Annotated in this window: 2 protein-coding genes; both read left to right on the top strand. The window is 70.3% G+C overall.

Features of this window, described 5'->3' with window-relative positions; translation table 11 throughout:
• Positions 1-161: 161 nt before the first annotated feature.
• Positions 162-1136 (top strand): DUF58 domain-containing protein, encoded by a 975-nt coding sequence (locus ABZ319_RS40330; RefSeq protein WP_354991868.1) that lies wholly within the window; start codon positions 162-164, stop codon positions 1134-1136.
• The gene (locus ABZ319_RS40325; RefSeq protein ID WP_354991867.1) at positions 1133-2137 is read left to right on the top strand and encodes a VWA domain-containing protein; all 1005 of its coding nucleotides are present in this window, start codon (positions 1133-1135) and stop codon (positions 2135-2137) included. The genes ABZ319_RS40330 and ABZ319_RS40325 overlap by 4 nt, the downstream gene beginning before the upstream one ends.
• Positions 2138-2181 lie beyond the last annotated feature (44 nt).

The raw sequence follows: 2181 nt of genomic DNA, 5'->3' as shown, positions 1-2181 counted from the left end.
CCGTCCGCGCCCGCCGCTCCGGCCGGGCCGCACGGCGGTGCGCCGCAGGGCATTCCGCAGCCGCCGCAGCAGAGCATTCCGCAGCCGCCCAACGGTCAAGTGCCCCAGGTCCCCGGCCAGCCCCAGCCTAAGTGAGGCGGGCCTCGGATCCGGTTGCGCCCGTGACGAACTCATCTCCCAGCGGTTCCCCGCACGCCCCGCCGTCGTTCCGGTCGGGCGAGCTGACCGACCCGCACCTGTCGGCCGCGCTCAAGACCCTCGAGCTCACCGTGCGCCGGCGTCTGGACGGCGTCCTGCACGGTGATCACCTGGGCCTGATCCCGGGGCCGGGCTCCGACGCCGGTGACGCGCGGATGTACCAGCCGGGCGACGATGTGCGCCAGATGGATTGGTCGGTCACCGCCCGCACCACGCACGCGCACGTGCGCCAGTCGATCGCCGATCGTGAACTCGAGACCTGGCTGGTGGTGGACCTGTCCGCCAGCCTGGACTTCGGCACCGCCGCCTGTCAGAAGCGCGATCTCGCGGTGGCCGCGGCCGCCGCGGTCACGCATCTGACCAGCGGCGGCGGCAATCGCATCGGCGCCGTCGTCGCCAACGGCGAACAGCTGATCCGCATTCCGGCCCGCAGCGGCCGGGTGCACGCGCAGACCATGCTGCGCAAGATCGCCACCACCCCGCACGCCCCCGACGGGGTGCGCGGTGATCTGGCCGGGGCCATCGAGTCGCTGCGCCGTCCGCAGCGCAAACGCGGTCTGGCCGTGGTCATCTCCGATTTCCTGGGCGAGGTGGACTGGCAGCGATCGCTGCGCGCCATCTCCGGCCGTCACGATCTGCTCGCGGTCGAGGTGCTGGATCCGCGCGATCTCGAACTCCCCGACATCGGCGATGTGGTGCTGCACGACCCCGAGACCGGGCGCACCCGCGAGTTCAGCGTGACACCCACGCTGCGTGCGGATTTCGCACGCGCCGCCGAACGGCATCGGGTGCAGGTGGAGGCGTCGCTGCGCAGCTGTGGCGCGCCGGTGATGAGCCTGCGCACCGACCGCGACTGGATCGCGGACGTGGTTCGATTCGTGTCCACCCGGCGCCATACCTTCGGCGCCTCGACTTCCCGGCTGGTGCCGCGACAGTGAGTATTTCCGGATTCACTTCCTATATCTGGTTCCTGTTCCTGGCGGTGGTCGCGGCGCTCGCGCTGGGCTACGTGCTGGTGCAGCGTTCGCGGTACAAGCACGTGCTGCGCTTCAGCAATATGGAGCAGCTGGAGAAGGTCGCGCCCACGCGGCCCGGTCCCCAGCGCCATATCCCGATGGCGCTGCTGCTGGTCGGGCTGGTCGCCTTCACCATCGGCGCGGCCGGGCCCACCGAGATCAAGAAGGTGCCCCGCAACCGCGCCACCGTGGTGCTGGTACTGGACGTTTCGCTGTCCATGGAGGCGACCGACGTACCGCCCAGCCGCCTGCAGGTGGCCCAGGAGGCGGCGAAGGAGTTCGCCGACGGCCTGACACCGGGCATCAACCTGGGCCTGGTCACCTTCGCGGGCACCGCCTCGGTGCAGATGTCGCCGACGACGAACCGGCAGGCGGTCAAGGCCGCCATCGATTCGATCAAGCTGGCCGAGCGCACCGCGACCGGTGAGGGCATTCTGACCGCACTGCAATCGATCGACACCCTGGCCTCGGTGCTCGGCGGCGCGGAGACCCCGCCGCCCGCGCGCGTGGTGCTGATGTCGGACGGCAAGCAGACCGTGCCGGCCGACGACGACGTGGACAATCCGCGGCACGGGTTCACCGCCGCGCGACTGGCCAAGGAGAAGGGGATTCCGGTCTCCACCATTTCCTTCGGCACCAGCTGGGGCACGGTGGAGATCCCGGATCAGGACGGCAAGGGCTCACAGCGGGTCAAGGTGCCGGTCGACGACGATTCCCTGCGCGAGATCGCCAGGCTCTCGGGCGGTGAGTTCTACACCGCGTCGAGTCTCGAGGAGCTGAACCAGGTGTACGACACCCTGGAGGAGCAGATCGGCTTCGAGACCACCCGGGGTGACGCGTCGCGGCCGTGGATGTTGTTGGCGGGCTTGCTCGTCGCGGCGGGCGCGGCCGTCGGACTGGTGCTGCGGCAGCGAATTCCGTAGCGGGATCATCGAACAGCGGCCGGGGGGGGGGGAGTAAGGGCCGG

The organism is Nocardia sp. NPDC005978, from assembly GCF_040614455.1.
Classification (GTDB): Bacteria; Actinomycetota; Actinomycetes; order Mycobacteriales; family Mycobacteriaceae; genus Nocardia.
This window is presented reverse-complemented; position numbering and strand designations above follow the sequence as displayed.